The following is a 19195-nucleotide window of genomic DNA, read 5'->3' on the forward strand; positions in this document are numbered from 1 at the left end:
AAGGCCGGCGTCGCCGCGATCCGGGCGACCACGGCGCGCCCGATCGCCTCGCCCGCCGCGACGTCGCTGGGATAGTGCATGGCGCAGATCATCCGGCTGACGCCGATCTCGTGACCGATCATGTTGACGCCAGCCGCCCGATCCGGCTCCAGCACCGCCAGGGCCCCGGCGTAGGCGGTCGCCACGGCGGCGCTGCCCGACGGATAGGATGCGCCGGCGCGCCCCGCCGCATTCAGCGTCTGGCAGGCGCGGCGTTCGGGGTCGTCGCCGACCGGCCGGGGCCGCGCCGCCTGCGCCTTGACGCGCTCGGCCACCATGTTGGCGTCATGGAAGACCCGCGCCATCAGCCGGTCCAGCGTGGGCGTCTTCGCCGATCCCAGCCGCACGTCCAGGGCGCAGTCGAAATGCTGCAGGGCCAGCGGCGGCCGAAGTTCGGCGTGCGCGATCGCCAGCAGCCACCGGTCGCTGTCCTCCAGCGCGACGTAGCGGGCCGAGGCCGCCTTGTCCGCGAGGTCCGCAGCCGACCCCGGCGCGGGCGGGGGCGTAACCGCCTCGGCCAGCCGGATCAGTTCGGCCTGCGAAAGGTAGCCGATCGTGCTTTCGGCGATCGCGGGCGGATGCGCGGGGGTCGAGAGGCAGGCGGTCAGCGCCAAGGCGCCCGCAAGCGCCCCGCCGACGCCCCAGGCCTTCACCGGCCCTCGCTCCAGCTCAGCTGGACCGATGTCGTCCCTTCGGAGGGCGCCGCCACGACCTGCAGCTTGGCCCCGTCCGGTTCGCCGTCGGCGGCGCCGTACGCGCGGGCGTCGCCCTGGTTCATGCCCATGACCGGACGCAGCCCCGCCTGGGCGGCCTGTTCGCGGTAATAGGCGATCACCTCGTCGGGCGAGGCGTCGGTGCGGAAGGTGACCATGCCGCCCTCTCCCGCCTCGCCGCTGGCGATGACGGCCGGCGTGTCGGCGGTCGCACCGGGATAGAGCAAGGCGAAGCTCGGCGCGCCCGGCGCGGCTGCGGTCCCGTCGCCTGCAGCGACCGGCGTGGTCGTCGGCGCCGGCGCGGGCGGCGCGACCGACGGTTCGGGCGCCGGCGCGGCTGTGGTTTCGGTGACGGATTCGGCGGGCTGGGCGGCGCGATCGCACCCGGCGAGGCTAAGCGTCAGGAAGGCGGCCGAGGCCGCCAGTCGGCGTATCATCAGGCGAGCATCCCCTGGCCCTGGTCGAAGCGCCACCGTGGCGCCTCCGTGCGGCGGCAGCAAGGCGGCGGGCTCAATCCGCGCCGCGCCCGCCCTCGGCCGGCTCTGCGGCCTCGCCCTCGAAGCTGCGCCCCGAGCCCTCGACGGCGTCGGGACCGACGTCCGACGGTGATTCGGGATCCGCAGAGGCCCGCCCCTCCTCCGCAAGGGTCCGGTTGATTTGCGCCGAGTCGGGATCGTCGTCCGATCCGCTGGCCGACCCGCCCCTCAGGGAGCCGGAGCGGGTGTCGGACCCCGAATCGGTCCCGTCCAGGGCCTCGATCAATGCGTCGGCCCGGTGGCCCAGGTCCGGCTTCTCGCCCATGTCGGCCGCCTCGCGGGCGTCTTCATTGTCGACAGGCGTCTTGGGGGGCTGGTCGGTCATCGCGCGCTCCTGGGGTTCAGCCGAGTCAAAGTCGCAGACGCGGTTGCGGTTCCCCTTGATCCGACGCCGACAGCCCCGATCTAACGGCCATGATCCCGTTTTCAGTCCTCGACCTTTCGCCCATCGTCGAAGGCGGCGACGCCCGCCGCGCCCTCGACGAAACCCTGACCCTGGCCCAGGCCGCCGACCGGCTGGGCTATGAGCGCTTCTGGCTGGCCGAGCACCACAACATGCCCGGCATCGCCAGCGCCGCGACCGCCATCGTCATCGGCCACGTCGCGGCGGGCACCCGGCGTATCCGCGTCGGTTCGGGCGGGATCATGCTGCCCAACCATGCGCCGCTGGTCGTCGCCGAACAGTTCGGCACCCTGGCGACCCTGTTTCCGGACCGGATCGACCTGGGCCTGGGCCGCGCGCCCGGCACCGACGGCGCCACCGCCCGCGCGCTGCGCCGCTATTTCGAGGCCGCCGACCAGTTCCCGCGCGACGTCGTCGAGCTGATCCAGTGGTTCGAACCGGCCGCCGAGCACCAGCCCGTCCGCGCCGTTCCCGGCGCCGGCCTGCGCGTGCCGATCTGGCTCCTGGGCTCCAGCCTGTTCAGCGCCCAGCTGGCCGGACAGCTGGGCCTGCCCTACGCCTTCGCCAGCCATTTCGCGCCCGAACTGCTGCTGGAGGCCCTGGCCCTGTACCGGCGCGAGTTCACGCCGTCCGACCGGCTGTCCAAGCCGCACGCCATGGCCGCCATCAACGTCTTCGCCGCCGATACGGACGCCGAAGGCGTGCGCCTGTCCACATCGATGCAGCAGAGCTTCGCGCGCCTGACCACCGGCAAGCCGGGCAAGCTGCCGCCCCCGGTCGACGACATCCAGGCGGTGCTGACGCCCCAGCAGATCGCCGGCGCCAAGAGCCGCCTTATCTATTCGGCCGTCGGCGGGCCGGAGACGGTCAAGACCCAGATCGCCGACTTCATCGCCCTGACCGGCGTGGACGAACTGATGGTCACCGGCATGATGTTCGACAACGCCGCCCGCGTCCGATCCCTCGAGATCGTCGCCGATGTCCATGAGCAGCTCAGCCGGGCCGAGGCCGCCTAAAGCCTCGCCAGGAACTCCAGCAGCAGGGCGTTCACCTCGGCGGCGCGTTCCTGCTGGATCCAGTGGCCCGCGCCGGGCACGACCACCGAGCGCGTCAGGTTCGGGACCCAGTCCTTCAGGCCTTCCTCGTGCTGACCGGCGTAATGGCGCACGGGATCGTTCTCGCCGACCACGAACAGCGCCGGCTGGCCGATCTTCTGGCCCTGCAGGAAGGCCGTCAGGGCCCAGTTGCCGTCCAGCGCCCGATACCAGTTCAGCGGCCCGTCGAACCCGCCCGCCGTGAAGGCGGCGACATATTCCGCGAAATGGGCCGGCGTCATCCACGGCGGGGACGTCGCCGCATCGTCGATGGACTCAAGCAGGGACACCCCCTCGGGCATGAAGCCGGTCGAGCGCCGGTCCGCCGGCGTCGCCCCGTCATAGGCGAAGAACAGCTTCCTCAGCGTCATCGCCGGATCGGCGTCCAGCGCCTGGTGCGCGTCGGGCGCCTGGAACCGGTTGATGTAGAGCTCGCCCAGCCCCGCGCGCTTGGAGATCGCGGCCATGGCGGCGGTGGGCGGCCCCTTCGGCCGACGCGGCTGGAACGGCACCGACAGCCCCGCCACGGCGGTGAAGACGTCCGGCCTCAGCAGCGCGCAGTGCCAGGCCACCGGCGCGCCCCAGTCGTGACCGACCACGACGCAGCCATCCTCGCCCAGCGCCCGCACCAGATCGACCATGTCGCCGACCAGATGCAGGATCGAATAGGCCTCCACGCCGTCCGGCTTGTCGGTCCCGCCATAGCCGCGCATGTCCGGGGCCACGGCCCGGTAACCCGCCGCCGCCAAGGCCTCGACCTGGGCGCGCCAGCTGACGCCCAGCTCGGGAAAGCCGTGGATCAGCAGCACCAGCGGCCCCTCGCCCGCCTCCAGAACCTGCTGGGTCAGGCCGTCGGTCTTGATAAGCCGCGTCTGCATCGCCAACCTCCGGGCGGCCTTTTCGCCGCTCATGCATTAGGACGGACATGACCCGCCTCGTCACCTTCGCCGACGGTACGACCGTCCCCGCCCTGGGCCAAGGCACCTGGGAGATCGGCGACGATCCCGCCCGCCGCGACGCCGAGCAGGCGGCGCTGGCGCGCGGCATCGATCTGGGCATGACCCTGATCGACACGGCCGAGCTGTACGGCGACGGCCGCTCGGAACGCCTGGTGGGCGAGGTCATCGCCGGGCGCCGCGACGAGGTCTTCCTGGTCTCCAAGGTGAAGCCGGAAAACGCCTCCGAGATGAAGATGATGCTGGCCTGCGAGAAGTCGCTGGAACGGCTGGGCGTCGACCGGATCGACCTCTACCTGCTGCACTGGGAAGGCCGTGTGCCGCTGGAAGAGACCGTCGACGCCTTCCAGGAGCTGGTGGACGAGGGGATGATCGCCCGCTGGGGCGTGTCCAACCTGGACCTTCGTACGATGGAGCGGCTGGTCGACATCGACGGCGGAAACGACTGCGCCGCCAACCAGCTGCTCTACAACCTGGGCTCGCGCGGGGTGGAGTTCGACCTGCTGCCCTGGATGCAGGCGCGCGACATGCCGATGATGGCCTATTCGCCGCTGGGGCGCGGGGGTCTGCTGGAGCACCCTCTGATCGTGGACATCGCCAACCGCCACGACGCCTCGCCCGCTCAGGTCGCCCTGGCGGCCGTCCTGCGTCACGACGGCGTCATCGCCATTCCCAAGGCCTCGTCGGTCGAACATGTGGAAGCGAACGCGGACGCGCTGGACATCCGGTTCGACGCCGAGGACCTCGAGCGGCTGGACCACGCCTTCCCGCCCCCGACACACGAAACGCCGCTGGACATCATCTAGATATCTGGTCTTCTCTCGCGTTAAATCTTTAACGTGTAGAACTCAGTCTAGGCTCGCGGCTGAGTAGTTGGAGCGCGGAGATGAGCGAAACGAACATCGCCAAGGTTCTTGGCCTGGGCCTGGCCTTGCTTGTTCTTCCTCTTGCGGGATGCGGCGGAGGGGGCGGTGGCGGCGCGGGGAGCGGCGGCGTCGTTCCGCCACCACCGCCACCGCCACCGCCACCGCCACCGCCGCCACCACCTCCTCCGCCGCCGCCTCCTCCGCCGCCGCCGCCGTCCGTCACCTCCTCCGAGTACCTTCGGAACTATGGCTTGGCGAACATGAACGCCGAGGCGGCGTGGGAAGACGGCGCGACCGGAAACGGCGTGACCGTCGCCGTGGTCGATTCCGGGATCAGCTCGACCCAGGCCGACCTTCAGGGCCGGATCTCCGCAGCCTCCATCGACGTGGTGGCCGGCCGGAACACGCCCTATGTGGCCGACGACAGCCACGGCACCTTGGTTTCCGGCGTCATTGCGTCGAATTTCAACGGATTGGGCACGATCGGCGTCGCCTATCAGTCGACCATCCTGTCCATTCGAGCCGACGTCTCCGACTGCGACGACGAGAACACCGAAGTCTGCTTCTCCAGTTCGGATCTCGTCCGCGCGCTGGATTACGCGGTCGACAACGGCGTCAAGATCATCAACATGTCGCTCGGCGGCGAAGGGCGGCTGGGGGCCGCCTTCGAAGCCGCCCTTCTGAGGGCCGTGAACGCCGGCGCCGTGATCGTGGCCTCGTCCGGAAATGACGGCGAAAGCAACCCGGGCTGGCCGGCGCGCTACGCCGTCGATCCGCGCTTCGCCGGATCCGTGATCGCCGTCGGATCTCACAACGTCCAGGACGTCATGTCCGACTTCTCGAACCGCGCGGGCGTCACGCAGACCGCCTACATATCCGCGCCGGGGGAAGACGTCCTGACCGGCTGTAACGGAACGATCTGTTATCGCGTCAACGGCACGTCCTTCTCAGCGCCGCACGTGGCCGGCGCCCTGGCCCTGCTGCTGGACGCCTTCCCAAACCTGAGCGCGCGTCAGGCGCTCGCGATCCTCATCGACACGGCCCGGGACGCCGGCGACGCGGGGCCCGACATCGTCTACGGCCGCGGCCTGCTCGATCTGCAGCGGGCCTTCGCCCCGGTCGGCGCCAGCATGACGCGCTTGTCCGACGGGACCTCGATCATAGCCGAGCAGGAGCCCGGCAGCTTCATCGGCGGCGCATTCGGAGACGCCTTCGCCCGACAGGACGCCCTCAAGACGGTCCTATTCGACGCCTATAAGCGCATGTTCGCCGTCAACCTCGGCTCGGCCTATCCCACCGCCCCAGAACGCTCCTATCAGGCGGCGCCGTTCGAGCCCAGCCGAACCGCCACCCAGTCGATGACCATCCCGGGCGGGGGTCGTCTCAACCTGATTGCGTCCTTGCCGCAGGCGACGCCCGAGCCGATCGCGCCCCGGTACGATCTGACGCGCCAACCCTGGCTGGGCGACGAACCGCGACAGGAGGCGATGGTCGCCTTCGAGATGGGCCGGTTGGGCTTTTCCGCCTGGCAGGGTCGCGGCGGCGCCGCCTCGCCGTTCGAGAGCGGCGCCGGCGACGACTTCGCGGCCTTGGCCCAGGCCGACCATGCCGTGCGCGGCGTGGTGCGCCTCGGCTCCCTCGCGTTCTCGGCGGAGAATGGCGGCGGCGATCGCCGCATGCCGTTGCGCCAGGTCGAGGAGGACGCCTCGACCTACACGCGCGCCAGCCTGGCCTGGCGGGGTCACGAAGGCGGCCTGGCGTTCAGCGTCGGCCAGCTCGACGAACGCCTGGGGCCGTTGGGCGCCTTCATGCCGTCCAGCTCGGACTTCGCCATGCCGGCTCAGACCACCTTCTACGCCCTGGGCGGCGACTGGCGCCTGAGCCGCTGGGCGCGTCTGATCGGCGAGGGCGGCCTTGCAAGCACCGATATGGACGGCCGCTTCCTGACGATGGATCGCGCGGCGATCAGTTCGAACTGGCGGATCGGTATTCTGGGCGACTGTCGCGCCCTGTGCGATCAGCTCAGCTTCACCGTGTCCCAGCCGCTGCGCGTGGAGAGGGGCGTCTTCTCCGCCTATCTCGCGGACGTGCCGGTCGACTATTTCGACCCCCTGACCTTCTCGCGGCGCACCTTCTCGGCCACGCCAAGCGGCCGCCAGATCGATTTCACCCTGGGGGCGCGACGCCGCCTCGCGGATGGATCGACCCTGACGGTGACCGGCGTGGCCAGCCGGGAGTCCCGGCATGTGGCGAACGCCGCGCCCGCCGTGGCGCTGATCGGGGCCTGGCGTCGCACCTTCTGACCGAGGCCCGGACATGAAAAGAGGGGCTGGTTGGCCCAGCCCCTCCCTCATGCCTGAAATGGGCCCCTGGTCGCCGGGCGATCAGGCCGCCTTCTTCTCCGACGCGAACTTGCCGTAGAAGGTCTCGTTTTTGGCCGCCATGTCGCGCAGCAGCTGCGGGACCTTGAAGCGGTCGCCGTAGGTCGCGGCCAGACGGTCCGCCGTCTCGACGAACTTGGCCAGGCCGATGCCGTCGATCATGCTGATCGGGCCGCCGGTCCAGGGCGCGAAGCCCCAGCCCAGGATGGCGCCCAGGTCCGCCTCGCGCGGGTCGTCGATGACGCCCTCTTCCCAGCAGCGGGCCACCTCGACGGCCTGGCGATACAGCAGGCGCGTCTTCAGCTCGTCGATCTGGGCGAAGGCGGTCGGCTCTTCCGGCTTGTCGATGCCCTTGGTCCTCGGCGCCAGCTCGGCCAGGCCCTTCCACAGCGTCTTGGGCTTCTGCTCATAGTCGTAGAAGCCCTTGCCGTTCTTGCGGCCGAAGCGCCCGCCCTCGACCATGGTGGCGACGATCTGCTCGCCCTCGTTGGGGACGTATTTGTCGCCCAGGTCGGCCTTGGTCTGCTTGGCGATCTTGTAGGACAGGTCCAGGGCGACGTCGTCGTGCATCTCCAGCGGGCCGCGCGGCATGCCGGTCATGCGGCCGACGTTGTCGATCAGCGCCGGGCCGTAGCCCTCCTCCAGCATCGCCATGCCTTCCATCAGGAAGGTGGAGAAGCAGCGCGAGGTGTAGAAACCGCGGCTGTCGTTGACGACGATCGGGGTCTTCTTGATCTTCAGCACATAGTCCAGCGCCTTGGCGATCGCCGCCTCGCCGGTCTTTTCGCCCAGGATGATCTCGACCAGCATCATCTTGTCGACGGGCGAGAAGAAGTGGATGCCGATGAAGTCCTCGGGCCGCACCGAGGCCTCGGCCAGGCCGGTGATCGGCAGGGTCGAGGTGTTGGAGCCGAACACGGCACCCTCAACCAGCTGGGCCTCGGCCTTCTTGGTGACGTCGGCCTTGATCTCGCGGCTTTCGAACACGGCCTCGACCACCAGGTCCGATCCCTTGACGTGGTCATAGTCGGTCGTCGCCGTGACCAGGGCCAGGGTGGCGTCGAACTTCTCCTGCGTCATCTGACCGCGCGACAGGCGCTTCTTCAGCAGTTCCTCGACGTGGGCCTTGCCCTTGTCGGCGGCTTCCTGGGTCTGGTCGATCAACACCGTCTCGATGCCGGCCATGACCTGCACATAGGCGATGCCCGCGCCCATCATGCCCGCGCCCAGAACCGAGACCTTCTTGGGATCCGACTTCGGCACGCCACTGGGGCGCACCGCGCCCTTGTCCAGCTCCTGCTTGGACAGGAACAGCGACCGGATCATCGCCTGCGCCTGCGGCGTCATCAGGGTCTTGATGAAGTAGCGGGTCTCGATGCGCAGGGCCGCGTCCATCGGCACCTGCGTGCCTTCGTAGACGGCCTTCATCAGGTTCACCACGGCCGGATAGTTGCCGTAGGACTGCTTGCGCAGCATGGCGTTGCCGACCATGAAGTTCTGGATGCCGGCCGGGTGATAGGGGCCGCCGCCGGGCAGTTTGAACGACTTGTCGTCCCACGGCTGCACGGCCTTGCCGCCGTTCTTGATCCAGGCCTTGGCGGCCTCGACCGACTGGCCCTTCTCCACCACCTCATGGACGATGCCCGCGCCCTTGGCGTCGTTCGGGCGGAAGGACTTGCCCTCGCTCATCGCCATCATGGCCGCCTGGACGCCGATCAGGCGCGTCAGGCGCTGGGTGCCGCCGCCGCCGGGGAACAGGCCGACCTTGATCTCGGGCAGGCCCAGCTGGATCTTGTTGTCGTTCTCGACCACCCGGTAGTGGGTCGCCAGGGTGAACTCCAGCCCGCCGCCCAGCGCCAGGCCGTTGATCGCCGCCGCGATCGGCTTGCCCGAGGTCTCCAGCGCGCGGAAGGCGCCGTTCAGCGCCCAGCCGGCGTCGAACGCCTTCTGCAGGTCGCCGCCGCCCGACAGCACGCCGCCGGCCATGTCGCCCAGGTCCGCGCCGGCGCAGAAGCCCGACGCCTTGCCCGAGGTGATGACGGCGCCCTTGATGGCCTCGTCGGTCTTGATGCGTTCGACCAGTTCGGGGATTTCCTTCATCACCGAGGAGGTCAGGGTGTTCATCGAACGGCCCGGCACGTCGAAGACAATCGTAGCGACGCCATCGGCGTCGACGTCGATCTTGAAGTTTTCCATGTTCATTAGCTCCCGGATCAGACGCGTTCGATGACGGTGGCGGTGCCCATGCCGCCGCCGATGCACAGGGTGATCAGGGCGGTCGACTTGTTCGAGCGTTCCAGCTCGTCAAGCGCGATGCCGGTGATCATGGCGCCGGTGGCGCCCAGGGGGTGGCCCATCGAGATGCCGCCGCCGTTCACGTTCATCTTGGCGTGGTCGATGTTCAGGGCCTGCATGTAGCGCAGCACGACGGCGGCGAAGGCCTCGTTCAGCTCCCACAGGTCGATGTCGTCGGGGGTCATGCCCAGCTTGCCCAGGAGCTTGCGGGTCACATACTCCGGCCCCGTCAGCATGATCGACGGCTCCGAACCGATCGAGGCGCCGCCCAGGATCTTGGCGCGCGGCTTCAGGCCCAGGGCCTGACCGGCCTCCAGCGAGCCGATCAGGACGCCGGCCGAACCGTCGACGATGCCGGACGAGTTGCCGGGCGTGTGGACGTGGTTGACGCGCTCGACCTCGGGGTAGCGCTGGTTGATCACGCTGTCGAAGGCCATTTCGCCCATCATGGCGAACGACGGATTCAGACCGCCCAGGGCCTGCATGTCCGTATTCGGGCGAATGGTCTCGTCGTGATCCAGGATCGTCAGGCCCAGCTGGTCCTTGACGCCGATGACCGAATTCTTGAACCGGCCCTCGGCCCAGGCCTTGGCCGCGCGCTTGTGGCTCTCGACCGAATAGGCGTCCACGTCGTCGCGGCTGAAGCCGTATTTGGTCGCGATCATGTCGGCCGAGACGCCTTGCGGCACGAAGTAGGTCGGGAAGGCTGCGGCCGGATCGGTCGGCCAGGCGCCCATGTCCGAGCCCATGGGCACGCGGCTCATGACCTCGACGCCGCCGCCGACGGCGAAGTCGGCCTCGCCGGACTTCACCTTGGCGGTGGCCATGTTCACGGCTTCCAGGCCCGAGGCGCAGAAGCGGTTGATCTGCACGCCGGCCGTGTCCTGCGACCAGCCCGCCGACAGCACCGCCGTGCGGGCGATGTCGGCGCCCAGTTCGCCTACGGGCGTGACGCAGCCCAGGATGACGTCGTCGACCTTGGAGGTGTCCAGATCGTTGCGATCGCGCAGGGCCTCCAGCACCTGGGTCGCCAGGCTCAGGCCGGTGACCTCGTGCAGCGAACCGTCCTTCTTGCCCTTGCCGCGCGGCGTGCGGACGGCGTCGAAGATATAGGCGTCAGCCATGGGTGCGTCTCCTTTGAGGACGGATTCCTCGCCTGCCGCCAAGAACCCTACGTTTACGTCAACGTCAAGTAAGAAGCCGCGTGATGCGACGCCAGGGCCGAGGCCGCGGACGAGACAACGCGCCTGCCCGGCATCGGTGGCAGGGTGCGATTGCGTGCAGAGAAGAACGACTCTCACCTAGCTGAGCCGTGGGAACGCCGGCCGGCCTGACGGCTTTCCGCCTTCGCAACGCCAAGGAGGACTCCCATGCCCCAGACCTATGAAGAGATGGACGCCATCGCCATGCTGAAGGCCGACCACCGCAAGGTGGAGGACATCTTCGAGCAGTTCGAGAAGGCCAGCGGCAAGGACCGCAAGCAGAAGCTGGCCGAACAGGCCTGCCTGGAGCTGAAGGTGCACACCATCATCGAAGAGGAGATCTTCTATCCGGCCTGTCGCGGCCAGATCGACGACTCCGATCTTAATGAGGCCTATGTCGAGCACGACGCCGCCAAGACGCTGATCAACGAGATCGAGGCCGGCGGTCCGGACGAGGCCTTCTACGACGCCAAGGTCAAGGTGCTGTCCGAAATGATCGAGCACCATGTCGAGGAGGAGGAGAAGCGCTCCGAAGGCATGTTCAGCCAGGCCCGCGCGGCTGGCCTCGACATGGACGCCCTGGCCGATCAGATGCGCGCCCGCAAGAAGACCGCCACGGCCGAGCTGAAGGGCCACCCGGAAATTCCCGCCGAAACCCGCACCTTCCAAGGCGACGACGTCGACAGCGCCCTGGCCGACGAACCGATCGCGCCGTCCCGCCCGGCGGACGACATGGGCGCGCTGCGATAAGCTTCAGCGCGCCCGGCCAGCCGTCAGTTCAGGCGGCTGGCCCCGCCCCGGATGACGCAGGCATAGTCGCGCGCAGGCTGGCCGGACTGGGAGCCCGTCGGCTGGAGAATGCCGTCCCGCTCGGTGCATTGAGCCTGAAGGCGATCCATCTCGACCTGATAGCGGCTGGCGCCCTCGCCGGTGGCGCATCCGGCCACGAGGGGAAGCGCGAGGACGGCGAACGAAAGCATGACGCGCATGGCGTACTCCCTGAAACAGCCCCCGTCGCAGACTACCGCGCCGCCGCCAGTCTGACCAGCTTGCCGTCGTCCTCGTCGGTGATCGCCCACACGGCGCCGTCCGCCCCGACGGCCACGTCGCGCACCCGCGCGCCGAGGTCGCCCAGAAGCCGCTCCTCACCGATCACGCGGTCGTTCTCGATGACCAGCCGGGCGATGTGCTGGCCGCCCAGGCCGGCGACGAGCAGGTTCCCGTCCCATTCGGGGAACATCGTGCCCTGATAGAAGGTCGCGCCGCCCGGCGCGATCACCGGATCCCAGTAATAGACCGGCTGCTCGGTCCCCGCCTTCTGCGTCACGCCGGCGTTGATCGGCCCGCCGGCGTATTCGACGCCATAGGCCACGTCGGGCCAGCCGTAGTTCAGCCCGGCCTTGTCCAGATTGACCTCGTCGCCGCCGCGCGTGCCGTGCTCGATCGTCCAGATCGCCCCGGTGCCCGGCTGGACCGCGATCCCCTGCACGTTCCGGTGCCCCAGGCTCCAGATCTCGGGCCGGGCGCCGTCGCGTCCCACGAACGGATTGTCCTGCGGAACCGAGCCGTCGGCGTTGATGCGGATGGTCTTGCCCATGTGCGAGCCCAGGTCCTGCGCCTGCGGCCGCATCGGTCGGTCCGAACGCTCGCCCAGCGTGATGAACAGGCGTCCCGCCGGGTCGAAGGCCAGCGAAGACCCGAAATGCTTGTCGCCGTCATAGGTCGGCAGGGCGCGGAAGATGACCTGGACGTCGTCCACCCGGTTGCCGGTCCCCGACAGCCGGCCGCGCGCGACCGAGGTGGCGTTTCCGCCCTCGCGCGGCTCGGCATAGCTCCAGTAGATCATGCGGTCGCGCGCGAAGTCGGGCCCGACGACCACGTCCAGCAGGCCGCCCTGGCCCCGCGCGTCCACCGGCGGCAGGCCCTGAACCGGCGCGCCGATCGTGCCCTGGCCCGTGACGATCCTCAGCCGACCCGGCTTTTCCGTCACCAGCCACCGTCCGTCCGGCAATGCGGCCAGACCCCACGGATGCTCCAGCCCCGACGCGACCACGGTGTGGCTGATCGCCCGCTCGGTCCGCACTCCCGGCGCGCGCGTCTGGCCGGCGAAGGCCGGCTGCTGGTTCGCGCCGTTGGCCGGCCGCGTCTCCAGCGGCGCGCCCGCCGGCGCGCTGTCCGAACCGCCGGTTTCTCCGTTCGCGCCGCAGGCGGCGGCGAGGACCAGGAGGGAGGTGGAAGCAGCGGCGAGGATCAGGCGCATCTTGGGTCTCCAGTCGGGAAGGCGCGCAACGCGACCGGCATGTTTCCAGCGTTACCGCCCGCGCGTCCAGCCGTCCCGCGCCCGATCGCCGCATCCATTGCGCCGAGACGACTTGAACCCGACGCCCGACGGCGATATAGGCACGCCTCCCTTCGCGCCGGCTTGCCCGCGCGGGGCCCGGCGGCTGGGTAGCTCAGATGGTTAGAGCGGTGGATTCATAACCCACAGGTCGGCAGTTCGATCCTGCCTCCAGCCACCAAAACCTCCGAAACTGGCGCATGAAGCGCCGCCGCGATTATTCCGGGGACCAGGCTATGGTCTGCTGACGGCGCAGCTGGTCGGCCGCCAGGGCTTGCTCTTGCGGCGTCAGTTCAGCGGGACGGCACCGCCGAACCGGGAAGCGGGAGCCGGTGACATTCTCATTGCGGCAAACCAGGCGGCGGCCCGCCTGGCGTTCTTCAGCCGCAGTGGGCGCGGGCGCGGTCGCAGAGAGGCGGACCGCGGTGGTCGAAGGGGTCCGGTCCTCCACAGGGGTCGGCAGAGAGGTCGTTTGGCCGGCGAGCGCCAGCATCAGCGCGAGAACGATCATGAGCGGCTCCTTTGCATGCCGATGGTATGTCGACAGGAGCATTCTCCACAATCCCGGCCTTCGTCCATCGAAAAGCGCCCCCGCGCCGTTCCAGCGTCTTGGAGGCGCGCGACATCCACCATGGGGCTCGACGCCTCGATATCGGTCACGCCAGAATAGGCCCATGACGGCGACGACCGGGCGCTCACGGTGCTTTTGACGATCGGGACGATCGCCGCGCCTCGGCGATCGGCATCCTGATCGGCTTCGGCGTGGCGATGGCCGGCCTCTTCATCTCATAGCGCCGGCAACCTCCGCCGAATCTCCGCGTTCAACGGCCAAGCCCGACCTTGACCGGAGATTTCACATGAGCCTGCGCGCCCGAACCGTCCTCGCCGCCGTCGCCGCTCTGTCGCTGGGGACCGTGGCCTGCACCGAGACCGAACAGGACCGCGCCGAGGTTCAGGCCGAGGCCGCCGGCGATCAGGCCCAGGACGCCGCCGCCCGCGCGGGCGAGGTGCTGGAGGCCGGCGCCATGAAGGCCGCCCAGGCGGTCGAGAGCGGAGCCGGAAAGGTCGCGGGCGAGCTGGAAGAGAACCAGTCCGAGGCGGCCGCCGAGGGCCGTCCCGGCGCCATCGATCCCGCGACGGACCAGCGCGTCCCCGCCAACTGAGGCCGCGCTCAGCCGGCGGCGGCTGCGTCCCTGGCGGCCGCCGGGGCGCCTTCCGCCAGCAGGGCGTCGATCAGCGCCCGCGCCTCGGGCCCGTCCCAGTCCGCCTCGCCCGACAGGGCGGCGCGGATGCGGCCCTGCCGGTCCAGCAGCACCGTCTGCGGCATCTTGCCCTTGCCCGGAAACTCGAACGGCAGCTGGAAACGCGTGTCGCTGTAGAAGGGCAGCGGCCGGTGCGCGTCGATGAAGGTCTTGGCCTCGTTCACCGCCTGCGGCGTCGCATCGACGTTGACGGGCAGGACGATCATGTCCTCCCGGTCCGAATAGCGCCGCGCCAGCGCCGCCAGCGTCGGCATCTCCTCACGGCACGGCGCGCACCACATGGCCCACAGATTGACCACGGCGACCTTGCCGCGGAAGGCGTCGAACCGCACCGCCGTGCCGTGGTGGTCGCGGAACACATAGTCGGGCGCCGCCGGCGTGGCGGCGGGCGTCTCCAGCGCGGCCAGCGGCCCCACGGCGAAGCGCGCCAGGTCGCTTTTCGGGGCCGATGCGGCCGGATCGGCCGGTTGCTCTTGCGCGTCACGGCGGTGATTGGCGTATAGCGACATCGCCACGCCTCCCACGCCGGCGACGGTGCTGACCAGCACCAGCCCGCCGACCACCGCCCAGATCGCCTTCCTCGAGCCGCTCATGACCGACCAGACCTCTTCCGACGCCACGCTTGACGGCGGTTCGACTGCGCCCCTGAAGCCCGCGGGTCAAGACATGTGGGGCGGACGCTTTTCGTCGCGCCCCGCCGAGATCATGCAGGCGATCAACGTCTCCATCGGCGTGGACCGGCGCCTGTGGGCCCAGGACCTGGCCGGATCGCGCGCCCATTGCCGCATGCTGGCCAGACAGGGAATCATCCAGCAGGCCGACGCCGACGCCATCCTGGGCGGGCTGGACGCCGTCGAGGCCGAGATCGTGGGCGGGACCTTCCCCTTCCGCGATCAGTTCGAGGACATCCACATGAATGTGGAGGCGCGCCTGAACGAACTGATCGGCGAGCCCTCGGGCCGCCTGCACACGGCGCGCAGCCGCAACGACCAGGTGGCGCTGGACTTCCGCCTGTGGGTCCGCGACGCCTGCGACCGCAGCGTGGCGCAGCTGAAGGCGCTTCAGTCCGCGCTGCTGACCCGCGCCGAGCAGCACGCCGGCGACCTGATGCCGGGCTTCACCCATCTGCAGACCGCCCAGCCGGTGACCCTGGGCCATCACCTGATGGCCTATGTGGAGATGTTCGGCCGCGACGCCGGCCGCTTCGCCGATGCGCGGGCCCGCATGAACGAAAGCCCGCTGGGCGCCGCGGCCCTGGCCGGATCGCCCTTCCCCATCGACCGCCACATGACGGCGGCGGAACTGGGCTTCGACCGGCCCATGGCCAACTCGCTGGACGCCGTGTCGGACCGCGACTTCGCGCTGGAAAGCCTGGCCGCCGCCTCGATCACGGCCGGCCACCTGTCGCGCCTGGCCGAGGAGATCGTGGTCTGGATGACCCCGATGTTCGGCTTCGCGACCCTGCCCGACGACCTGACCACCGGCTCGTCGATCATGCCGCAGAAGCGCAACCCCGACGCCGCCGAGCTGGTGCGGGCCAAGACCGGCCGCATCATCGGGTCGCTGCTCGCCCTGTCCACGGTGATGAAGGGCCTGCCGCTGGCCTATTCGAAGGACATGCAGGAGGACAAGCCGCCGGTCTTTGAGGCGTTCGACGCCCTGGACCTGGCGCTGAACGCGATGACGGCCATGGTCGCGGCCCTGCGGCCGAACACCGCGCGGATGGCGGCGGCAGCGGGCGCGGGCTTCTCGACGGCCACCGACCTGGCCGACTGGCTGGTGCGCGAGCTGAACCTGCCGTTCCGCAAGGCGCACCACGTCACCGGCGCCGCGGTCAAGCGGGCCGAGGCCCTGGGCGTGGACCTGGCGCAACTGCCGCTGGAGGAAATGCGAGAACTTGAGCCGGGGATCACCGAAGCGGTTTACAAGGTGCTCTCGCCCGAGGCCTCCTGCGCCAGCCGTCAAAGCTTTGGGGGAACCGCGCCGGAACAGGTCCGCGCGCGCATCGCCGACTGGAGTAAGCGCTTGTGATCACGTCCGCCAAGAAGTCCCTGCTCGTCCTGGGCGCCCTCGCCCTCATGACCGCCGGCTGCGGCCGAATGGCGGACCTCGAGGCGCCGCGTCGCGAGACCGAGCGTGCGCCGCGCGACCGCAACGCCCCCGCCCTGCCCGAGCCGGCCACCGTCAACCGCCCGTCCAGCAGCGTGCCGATCGACGGCGGCCCCACCAATCCGATCGGCGCCGGCGCCGCCCAGAATGAGCCTCGCTAGTTGCACCATTTCGATCTGAAGGACGGCGTCCTCAGCGCCGAGGGCGTCTCGCTGGAGACCATCGCCGACGAGGTCGGCACGCCCGTCTACGTCTATTCCACCGCCACGCTTAAGCGGCACTACGGACTGCTGCGCGCCGCCGCCGACGCCCACCGCGACGCCCTGGGCGAGGCCCTGATCGCCTTTGCGGTCAAGGCCAACTCCAACCTGTCGGTCCTGGCGACCATGGCCAAGCTGGGCTCGGGGGCCGACACGGTGTCGGAGGGCGAGATCCGCCGCGCCCTGGCCGCCGGGATCCCGGCCGAGCGGATCATCTTCTCCGGCGTGGGCAAGACCGACGTGGAGCTGGCCTTCGCCATCGGCGTCGGCGTGCGCCAGATCAACATCGAATCCGGCGCCGAACTGGACCGGCTGATCCAGATCGCCGCCGCCATGGACGCCAGCCCGGCCGTCGCCGTGCGGGTCAATCCGAACATCGGCGCCGGCGGCCACGCCAAGATCACCACCGGGGGCAAGGGCGACAAGTTCGGCGTGCCGGTCGAAGAGGCGCTGGCCCTCTACGCCCGCGCCTCGGCCTCGCCCCATGTGACGCCCGTGGGCCTGGCCTGCCATATCGGCAGCCAGATCACCGACCTGGCCCCGCTGGAGGCCGCCTTCCGCGTCCTGGCCGAGATGACGCTGACGCTGCGCGGCCAGGGCTGCGCCGTCACCCGGCTGGACCTGGGCGGCGGGCTGGGCGTGCCCTACGCCGGCGGCGCCGCGCCGCCCTCGCCCGCCGACTATGTCGCCATGGCCGCCCGCGTTCTGGCCGGGCTGGAGGTCGAGGCCGCCTTCGAGCCGGGCCGTCTTCTGGCGGCCAACGCCGGCGTATTGGTCAGCCAGGTGATCCAGGTGACCGAGCGCTCCGACGGCCGGCGGTTCCTGGTGCTGGACGCGGCCATGAACGACCTAATGCGTCCGGCCCTCTACGACGCCTTCCACGACATCGTCCCCGTGCGGCCACGTCCCGGCGCCGCCCGGCCCTACGACGTGGTCGGCCCGGTGTGCGAGACCGGCGACACCTTCGCCCGCGACCGCGCCCTGCCCGTGCTGGAGGCCGAGGATCTGGTCGCCTTCACCGGCGCCGGCGCCTATGGCGCGGTGATGGCCAGCGAATACAACAGCCGTCCGCTGGTCGCCGAGGTCCTGGTCGACGGCGACAAATGGGCCGTCATCCGCCCGCGCCCGACCTATGAGGAGATGCTCGACCGCGAGCCCTTCGCCGACTGGCTCTGAGCGGGACTGTCGGGACCGATAGTCTCGATACAGCGGGGACATGGGCGGCGGCGACTGTCGGGACGTCGCCCGGGAACGACGCGCCTGATCGGGCCCTTGGATTAGACTCCAGACAGCCGATTTAGACGGCGCCGGTCTTTGACATCGAAATTGCCCCGTTCCGTCTTTCCGGGCCGTCCGGAAGACGAACCCGGAAACCCGGAGGCTTGCGTCCGGCGTGAGACGAGTCGGGCGGCGTGACGGCGGGCCTGGGTTCCGGGTTCTACGCTATGCTCAGCCCTGGATGGCGGATTAGGGAATCAGGGCCGGCCCATCCTTCCTTCTCGCCCGCGTTTTCACGTCACGCGAGACTCCGGGGACGGTCAGTCCAGCGCGCAGATGTCCGGCAGGCCGCGCAGCCCCCCGGCGTGGTCCAGGCCGTAGCCGACCAGGAACCGGTTCGGCGCCTCCCAGCCGACGAAGTCGGGCTCCGGCGCCCGGGGCCTGGGCCAGGGCTTGCGGGCGAAGACGCAGGTCAGCACCTCGGACGCCCCGCCCTCGCGCGCGATCCGGACCGCCTCGGCCAGCGACAGGCCGGTGTCGAACACGTCGTCCAGGATCAGCACCCGCCGCCCGGCGATCGGCCGCTGGAACGGCGCACGGACGTCGATCGCGCCCCGGCTGGTCTTGTCGTCGCCGTAGGAGGCCAGCCACAGGGCGTCGAAGCGGACGTTCCGGCCGACCCGGGCCAGGGCGCGCGTCAGGTCCGCGGCGAACCACAGGCCGCCGGTCAGCAGCACGGCCGCCACGGTGTCGTCGTCGATCGCCGGCGCGATGCGCCGGGCCAGGTCGGCGACGATGCGGGCGATCTCCGCCTCGGGCAGCAGGACGGTCGGCGTCGGGGAGGTGTCAGCCATGATGGGAGGCCGATACCGCCTCCCCGTGTGCGCTGTCCACCACCGGGATCGGTCGCGCATCCACCGGCGCGCCGCCGCGACCGCCCACGCCGGGCGCCGAGGCGGGGCGAAGGCCCCGCGCCTCGGCCGTCGCTGGCGCGTGATCCGAGGCCGTGTGGGCGGTCTGCAGCGCCGCACGGGGCGTCGGGGCGTGCGCTGCGCCATGATCGGCCGGGGCGGGACGGTCCTGCTCGTGCGAGGGCTTCGGGCCGTGCGCGGGTTCGGACGCTGTCGCGCCGCCGGCGAAGTTCACGCCGATGTCCGCGGCGTGGCCGCCGGGATCCGGGATCAGAACGGCGAAGCCCTGCACCTTTCCGGGCAGGACCGGCGCGGCGTCGATGCGGACGATCCGGAAACCGACTTCCGCGCCGTGTTCGTCCAGCAGGGCCACCCGCACCGGCGGGGCGACGATCTCCTCGTCGCGCACATTGCGCAGGGCGCCCGCCACCAGAACCATGCCGGGCCGGTCCGGCGCCTCGCGCGCGCTCATGGCCTCGAAGTCCAGGCCGACCGGGTTCACCGGCGCCCCGACCATCGCATAGGCGGCCGCCGCGCGCGGAAAGGCGTCGACGACCTCGACCCGGAACAGCCAGGCCGAGGCCAGAAGGCCCACGAAGACGCTGGCCATCG

The 19195-nt window shown here is 70.1% G+C and carries 20 protein-coding genes and 1 tRNA gene; 9 read left to right on the forward strand and 12 right to left on the reverse strand.

What is annotated here, in order from left to right; translation table 11 throughout:
- The 3 genes from ACE3PU_RS08930 to ACE3PU_RS08940 form a co-directional block, all read right to left on the reverse strand.
- The coding region (locus tag ACE3PU_RS08930) for a phosphatase PAP2 family protein (protein WP_374388856.1) at positions 1-692 on the reverse strand (692 nt) is incomplete at its 3' end.
- Positions 689-1189 carry a hypothetical protein gene (locus ACE3PU_RS08935; protein ID WP_374388858.1) on the reverse strand — a complete coding sequence of 167 codons (501 nt, stop codon included), beginning with the start codon at positions 1187-1189 and terminating at the stop codon, positions 689-691. The genes ACE3PU_RS08930 and ACE3PU_RS08935, both read right to left, overlap by 4 nt.
- A gap of 73 nt (positions 1190-1262) precedes the next feature.
- The gene (locus ACE3PU_RS08940) at positions 1263-1613 is read right to left on the reverse strand and encodes a ribonuclease (RefSeq protein ID WP_374388860.1); all 351 of its coding nucleotides are present in this window, start codon (positions 1611-1613) and stop codon (positions 1263-1265) included.
- Positions 1614-1702: 89 nt separating this feature from the next.
- Between ACE3PU_RS08940 and ACE3PU_RS08945 the strand changes: the two genes are divergently transcribed.
- Positions 1703-2707: an LLM class flavin-dependent oxidoreductase gene (locus ACE3PU_RS08945; RefSeq protein WP_374388862.1), complete on the forward strand. Its 1005-nt coding sequence runs from the start codon at positions 1703-1705 to the stop codon at positions 2705-2707.
- Here the strand turns inward: ACE3PU_RS08945 and ACE3PU_RS08950 are convergent.
- Complete coding sequence (locus tag ACE3PU_RS08950; protein ID WP_374388864.1) at positions 2704-3663, reverse strand: alpha/beta fold hydrolase; 960 nt, start codon at positions 3661-3663, stop codon at positions 2704-2706. The genes ACE3PU_RS08945 and ACE3PU_RS08950 overlap by 4 nt on opposite strands.
- A gap of 47 nt (positions 3664-3710) precedes the next feature.
- Between ACE3PU_RS08950 and ACE3PU_RS08955 the strand changes: the two genes are divergently transcribed.
- Complete coding sequence (locus ACE3PU_RS08955) at positions 3711-4547, forward strand: aldo/keto reductase (protein ID WP_374388866.1); 837 nt, start codon at positions 3711-3713, stop codon at positions 4545-4547.
- A gap of 320 nt (positions 4548-4867) precedes the next feature.
- Positions 4868-6910, forward strand: coding sequence for a S8 family peptidase (locus ACE3PU_RS08960; RefSeq protein ID WP_374388895.1), 2043 nt, complete (start codon positions 4868-4870; stop codon positions 6908-6910).
- A gap of 81 nt (positions 6911-6991) precedes the next feature.
- Here the strand turns inward: ACE3PU_RS08960 and ACE3PU_RS08965 are convergent, their stop codons facing one another.
- Positions 6992-9184 (reverse strand): 3-hydroxyacyl-CoA dehydrogenase NAD-binding domain-containing protein, encoded by a 2193-nt coding sequence (locus ACE3PU_RS08965; protein ID WP_374388868.1) that lies wholly within the window; start codon positions 9182-9184, stop codon positions 6992-6994.
- A 17-nt stretch (positions 9185-9201) separates the two neighbouring features.
- Complete coding sequence (locus tag ACE3PU_RS08970) at positions 9202-10407, reverse strand: acetyl-CoA C-acetyltransferase (protein WP_374388871.1); 1206 nt, start codon at positions 10405-10407, stop codon at positions 9202-9204.
- 246 nt (positions 10408-10653) lie between these two features.
- On the opposite strand from ACE3PU_RS08970, the gene ACE3PU_RS08975 reads away from it, so the two are divergent.
- Positions 10654-11235, forward strand: a complete 582-nt coding sequence (locus ACE3PU_RS08975; protein WP_374388873.1) for a hemerythrin domain-containing protein — start codon at positions 10654-10656, stop codon at positions 11233-11235.
- Between the two features lie 23 nt (positions 11236-11258).
- Here the strand turns inward: ACE3PU_RS08975 and ACE3PU_RS08980 are convergent, their stop codons facing one another.
- Positions 11259-11474 carry a hypothetical protein gene (locus tag ACE3PU_RS08980; protein WP_374388875.1) on the reverse strand — a complete coding sequence of 72 codons (216 nt, stop codon included), beginning with the start codon at positions 11472-11474 and terminating at the stop codon, positions 11259-11261.
- Positions 11475-11506: 32 nt separating this feature from the next.
- The gene (locus ACE3PU_RS08985) at positions 11507-12745 is read right to left on the reverse strand and encodes a PQQ-dependent sugar dehydrogenase (protein ID WP_374388877.1); all 1239 of its coding nucleotides are present in this window, start codon (positions 12743-12745) and stop codon (positions 11507-11509) included.
- Positions 12746-12927: 182 nt separating this feature from the next.
- Here ACE3PU_RS08985 and ACE3PU_RS08990 point away from each other — a divergent pair.
- A tRNA-Met gene (locus ACE3PU_RS08990) sits at positions 12928-13004 on the forward strand.
- 36 nt (positions 13005-13040) lie between these two features.
- Here ACE3PU_RS08990 and ACE3PU_RS08995 read toward each other — a convergent pair.
- Positions 13041-13334, reverse strand: coding sequence for a hypothetical protein (locus tag ACE3PU_RS08995; RefSeq protein WP_374388879.1), 294 nt, complete (start codon positions 13332-13334; stop codon positions 13041-13043).
- A 346-nt stretch (positions 13335-13680) separates the two neighbouring features.
- On the opposite strand from ACE3PU_RS08995, the gene ACE3PU_RS09000 reads away from it, so the two are divergent.
- Positions 13681-13986: a hypothetical protein gene (locus ACE3PU_RS09000; RefSeq protein ID WP_374388881.1), complete on the forward strand. Its 306-nt coding sequence runs from the start codon at positions 13681-13683 to the stop codon at positions 13984-13986.
- 8 nt (positions 13987-13994) lie between these two features.
- Here ACE3PU_RS09000 and ACE3PU_RS09005 read toward each other — a convergent pair whose 3' ends face one another.
- Positions 13995-14678, reverse strand: coding sequence for a TlpA family protein disulfide reductase (locus ACE3PU_RS09005; RefSeq protein ID WP_374388883.1), 684 nt, complete (start codon positions 14676-14678; stop codon positions 13995-13997).
- On the opposite strand from ACE3PU_RS09005, the gene argH reads away from it, so the two are divergent.
- Genes argH through lysA form a run of 3 tightly spaced genes read left to right on the forward strand, consistent with a single transcriptional unit; the run spans position 14677 to position 17630 of the window.
- Complete coding sequence (gene argH, locus ACE3PU_RS09010; RefSeq protein WP_374388885.1) at positions 14677-16116, forward strand: argininosuccinate lyase; 1440 nt, start codon at positions 14677-14679, stop codon at positions 16114-16116. The two genes, ACE3PU_RS09005 and argH, sit on opposite strands and share 2 nt — an antisense overlap.
- Complete coding sequence (locus tag ACE3PU_RS09015; RefSeq protein WP_374388887.1) at positions 16113-16355, forward strand: hypothetical protein; 243 nt, start codon at positions 16113-16115, stop codon at positions 16353-16355. The genes argH and ACE3PU_RS09015 overlap by 4 nt, the downstream gene beginning before the upstream one ends.
- Complete coding sequence (lysA, locus tag ACE3PU_RS09020; protein WP_374388889.1) at positions 16356-17630, forward strand: diaminopimelate decarboxylase; 1275 nt, start codon at positions 16356-16358, stop codon at positions 17628-17630.
- Between the two features lie 362 nt (positions 17631-17992).
- On the opposite strand, the gene ACE3PU_RS09025 is transcribed toward lysA, so the two are convergent.
- Positions 17993-18526 (reverse strand): phosphoribosyltransferase, encoded by a 534-nt coding sequence (locus ACE3PU_RS09025; protein WP_374388891.1) that lies wholly within the window; start codon positions 18524-18526, stop codon positions 17993-17995.
- On the reverse strand, positions 18519-19195 hold a 677-nt coding region (locus tag ACE3PU_RS09030; RefSeq protein WP_374388893.1), incomplete at its 5' end, for an FxLYD domain-containing protein. The genes ACE3PU_RS09025 and ACE3PU_RS09030, both read right to left, overlap by 8 nt.

The organism is Brevundimonas sp., assembly GCF_041911375.1.
GTDB lineage: Bacteria > Pseudomonadota > Alphaproteobacteria > Caulobacterales > Caulobacteraceae > Brevundimonas.

Bases quoted from the DNA above. Each gene is read 5' to 3' on its own strand.
- ACE3PU_RS08935 (WP_374388858.1), bottom strand. From the start codon at position 1,189: ATGATACGCCGACTGGCGGCCTCGGCCGCCTTCCTGACGCTTAGCCTC.
- ACE3PU_RS08940 (WP_374388860.1), bottom strand. From the start codon at position 1,613: ATGACCGACCAGCCCCCCAAGACGCCTGTCGACAATGAAGACGCCCGC.
- ACE3PU_RS08945 (WP_374388862.1), top strand. From the start codon at position 1,703: ATGATCCCGTTTTCAGTCCTCGACCTTTCGCCCATCGTCGAAGGCGGC.
- ACE3PU_RS08950 (WP_374388864.1), bottom strand. From the start codon at position 3,663: ATGCAGACGCGGCTTATCAAGACCGACGGCCTGACCCAGCAGGTTCTG.
- ACE3PU_RS08955 (WP_374388866.1), top strand. From the start codon at position 3,711: ATGACCCGCCTCGTCACCTTCGCCGACGGTACGACCGTCCCCGCCCTG.
- ACE3PU_RS08960 (WP_374388895.1), top strand. From the start codon at position 4,868: ATGAACGCCGAGGCGGCGTGGGAAGACGGCGCGACCGGAAACGGCGTG.
- ACE3PU_RS08965 (WP_374388868.1), bottom strand. From the start codon at position 9,184: ATGGAAAACTTCAAGATCGACGTCGACGCCGATGGCGTCGCTACGATT.
- ACE3PU_RS08970 (WP_374388871.1), bottom strand. From the start codon at position 10,407: ATGGCTGACGCCTATATCTTCGACGCCGTCCGCACGCCGCGCGGCAAG.
- ACE3PU_RS08975 (WP_374388873.1), top strand. From the start codon at position 10,654: ATGCCCCAGACCTATGAAGAGATGGACGCCATCGCCATGCTGAAGGCC.
- ACE3PU_RS08980 (WP_374388875.1), bottom strand. From the start codon at position 11,474: ATGCGCGTCATGCTTTCGTTCGCCGTCCTCGCGCTTCCCCTCGTGGCC.
- ACE3PU_RS08985 (WP_374388877.1), bottom strand. From the start codon at position 12,745: ATGCGCCTGATCCTCGCCGCTGCTTCCACCTCCCTCCTGGTCCTCGCC.
- ACE3PU_RS08995 (WP_374388879.1), bottom strand. From the start codon at position 13,334: ATGATCGTTCTCGCGCTGATGCTGGCGCTCGCCGGCCAAACGACCTCT.
- ACE3PU_RS09000 (WP_374388881.1), top strand. From the start codon at position 13,681: ATGAGCCTGCGCGCCCGAACCGTCCTCGCCGCCGTCGCCGCTCTGTCG.
- argH (WP_374388885.1), top strand. From the start codon at position 14,677: ATGACCGACCAGACCTCTTCCGACGCCACGCTTGACGGCGGTTCGACT.
- ACE3PU_RS09005 (WP_374388883.1), bottom strand. From the start codon at position 14,678: ATGAGCGGCTCGAGGAAGGCGATCTGGGCGGTGGTCGGCGGGCTGGTG.
- ACE3PU_RS09025 (WP_374388891.1), bottom strand. From the start codon at position 18,526: ATGGCTGACACCTCCCCGACGCCGACCGTCCTGCTGCCCGAGGCGGAG.